3 protein-coding genes are annotated in these 2,983 nt (G+C 68.8%); 1 reads left to right on the top strand and 2 read right to left on the bottom strand.

Annotation, left to right across the window (positions count from 1 at the left end):
* Positions 1-944 (top strand): TolC family outer membrane protein (locus AC1D01_RS27870; RefSeq protein ID WP_477872186.1); only part of this gene is annotated, 944 nt, incomplete at its 5' end.
* A 62-nt stretch (positions 945-1,006) separates the two neighbouring features.
* On the opposite strand, the gene AC1D01_RS27865 is transcribed toward AC1D01_RS27870, so the two are convergent.
* Together AC1D01_RS27865 and AC1D01_RS27860 are read right to left on the bottom strand one after the other, a co-directional pair.
* On the bottom strand, positions 1,007-2,302 hold the full coding sequence (locus AC1D01_RS27865) for a mechanosensitive ion channel family protein (protein WP_477872184.1): 1,296 nt from the start codon (positions 2,300-2,302) through the stop codon (positions 1,007-1,009).
* A gap of 70 nt (positions 2,303-2,372) precedes the next feature.
* Positions 2,373-2,983, bottom strand: a 611-nt coding sequence (locus AC1D01_RS27860; RefSeq protein WP_477872182.1) for a histone deacetylase family protein, incomplete at its 5' end; no start/stop codon positions are given.

Genomic DNA, 2,983 nt, shown 5'->3' with positions numbered 1-2,983 from the left:
CGGCCGAGCAGGACCTGATCGTCCGCGTCGCCCAGGCGTATTTCGACGTGCTGGCGGCGCAGGATGCGCTGGCCACCGCGCAGGCCAACAAGAACGGCATCGCCGAGCAGCTGGCCTCGGCCAAGCGCAACTTCGAGGTCGGCACCGCGACGATCACCGACACCCGCGAGGCGCAGGCCCGTTTCGACCTGGCCAGGGCGCAGGAGATCGCGGCCGACAACGACCTGCGCACCAAGCGCATCGCGCTCGACCAGCTGGTGGGCCGCGACGGCGTCGTGCCGAAGCCGCTGGCCGCGCCGGTGGCGCTGCCGGCCGTCACGCCGAACAACGTCGAAGCGTGGGTGTCGCAGACCGACACCGCGCCGACGGTGCGCCGCGCACAGTTGGGCTACGACATCGCGAAGCTCGAGACCGAGAAGGCGCGCGCCGGCCACCTGCCGACGGTCGGCCTGACTGGCAGCTACGGACGCGGCCACACCAAGATCACCAATCCGCTCGACGCATCGGGCCGGGTCACCAGCTCCGATGTCGCGCTGACGATGACCGTGCCGCTGTTCGCCGGCTTCTCGATCCAGAACCGCGTGAAGGAGACGCTGCAGCTCGAGGAGCAATCGCGCAACCTGCTCGACTCGGYGCGCCGCGGCACCGCGCAGGCGACGCGCCAGGTGTTCTTCGGCGTGCAGTCGGGCCAGGCGCAGGTGACGGCGCTGGAAGCGGCCGAGTCGTCGAGCCAGCTCGCACTCGAAGCCACGCAGCTCGGCTACAAGGTCGGCGTGCGGGTGAACCTGGACGTGCTGAACGCACAGACCCAGCTGTTCACGACACGGCGCGACCTGGCGAAGGCGCGCTACGACGTGCTGGTCAACAGCCTGAAGCTGCGGCAGGCCGCCGGCCAGTTGAAGGGCGACGATCTTCGGGCCTTGAACGCGCTGATCGCCCCTTGAACTCGTAGCCCGGATGCCAATCCGGGTTCGTGCCTGCATCCCGGATTGGCATCCGGGCTACGTCAAATCCGTTCGGGCGGCGCGGGCACGGGCCCTTCGTTCCGCACGATGGTGTGCATCACCCGCTGCGGGAACGGAATCTGGATGTCTTCCGCATTCAGCACATCCAGCACCGCCAGGTGCACGTCCGACTTGACCTGCCCCTGCCCGTTCTCCGGGTCGCGGATCCAGAAGTTGATCGTCAGGTCCATGCCGTCGGCCGCGAAGTTCGAGAGCTGCACGCCCGGCCCCGTGTCGGCGATCACGCGCTCGACCTTCAGCAGCGCCTCGACCAGCTTCGGCTGCAGCGCCCGCACGTCGGTGCCGTAGGCCACCTGCACCATCGTCTGCACCAGCACCCGCGGGTCCTCCAGCGACAGGTTCTCGACGCGCTGCGTGATCAGCATCTCGTTCGGCACCACCGCCTCGCGCCCGCCCAGCGAGCGGATCACCGTGTAGCGGGTGCGGATGTCGGTGACCCGGCCCTCGAAGTTGTCGACCTTCACCATGTCGCCGATGCGCAGCGAGCGCTCGGCCAGGATCACGAAGCCGCTGATGTAGTTGGCCGCGATCTTCTGCAGGCCGAAACCGAGGCCGACACCGACCGCGCCACCCAGCACGCTCAGCGCCGTCAGGTTGATGCCGACCGCCGACATCGCGAACAGCAGCCCGACGAACAGCAGCAGCGCCCGCACGATGTTCGACACCATCTTGCGCATCGACAGGTCGTTGCCGGTGCCGTGGATGATCTTGCGCTCGATCGCCGACGACAGCCACAGCGCCAGCACCATCACGACGCCGGCCGTCAGCGCACCCTCGATCATCGTGCGCAGCGAGACCATGCCGCCGGCGATCTGCCAGCGCACGCTGTCGAGCTCTTCCAGCACCGCCGGCATCACGCCGGTGATCCACAGCACCACGGCGATCCACGCCAGCCACGAGATCGTGCGCTCGGTCGCGCGCATCCAGGTGGAATTGGGGAACGCCGCCGACAGCACCCGCACCGCGAGGCGGATCAGCGCCAGCGACAGCAGGATCGGGATCGCGACGCGGAACACCGCGACCTTCACGACGCCCATCAGCACATGCCGGGCGACCACGGCGAGCACCAGCGCGACCAGCGGGAACAGCACGCCGTCGACCACGTTGCGGCCGAACAGCACCGCGCCGTTGACGCGCAGCACGCGCCGCAGCGCCATGCACACCAGCCACGAGACGCCCAGGCAGCCCAGCAGCACCGCCGCCTCGGTGAGCGCGCTGCGCGTGGCCAGGTCGCGCAGCAGTTCGTTGAAATCTTGTACGCCCAGGGACGAATCCATCGGTGAATCGCTCTCTTCTATTGTCGATCGGGGAAGGCTGCGGCGCAGCCACGGATTTGACGTTGCCGCCTCAGAGGTCGGCCAGCACCCGCAGGTGCGCCGCGACGCTGCGCGCCAGCGCGCCGAGCGCATAGCCGCCTTCGAGGCACGACACGATGCGCCCGCCGGCATGCCGGTCGGCCACCGCCTTGATGCGGCGCGTGAGCCATTCGTAGTCGGCCTCGACCAGGCCGAGCTGGCCGAGGTCGTCCTCGCGGTGCGCATCGAAGCCGGCCGAGATGAACACCATCTGCGGCTTGAATTCTTCCAGCCGCGGCATCCACATCGCCTCGACGAGCTCGCGCATCTCGGCACCGCGGGTGTACGGCGGCAGCGGCAGGTTCAGCATGTTGTCGCCCTTCGGCACCTCGCCGCAGTACGGGTACAGCGGGTGCTGGAAGAAGCTGACCATCAGCACGCGATCGTCGCCGGCGAGGATGTCTTCGGTGCCGTTGCCGTGGTGCACGTCGAAATCGACGACCGCCACGCGCTGCAGCCCGCGCACGTCGAGCGCATGGCGCGCCGCGATCGCGACGTTGTTGAAGAAGCAGAAGCCCATCGTCTCGTTGCGCGTCGCGTGGTGGCCGGGCGGGCGCACCGCGCAGAAGGCGTTGTCGACCTGGCCGTCGAGCACCGCGTCGG

Source organism: Rhizobacter sp. P3_B12, assembly GCF_056402895.1.
Note: the sequence above shows the minus strand (reverse complement) of the source record. Positions and strands in the feature narration are given on the sequence as shown.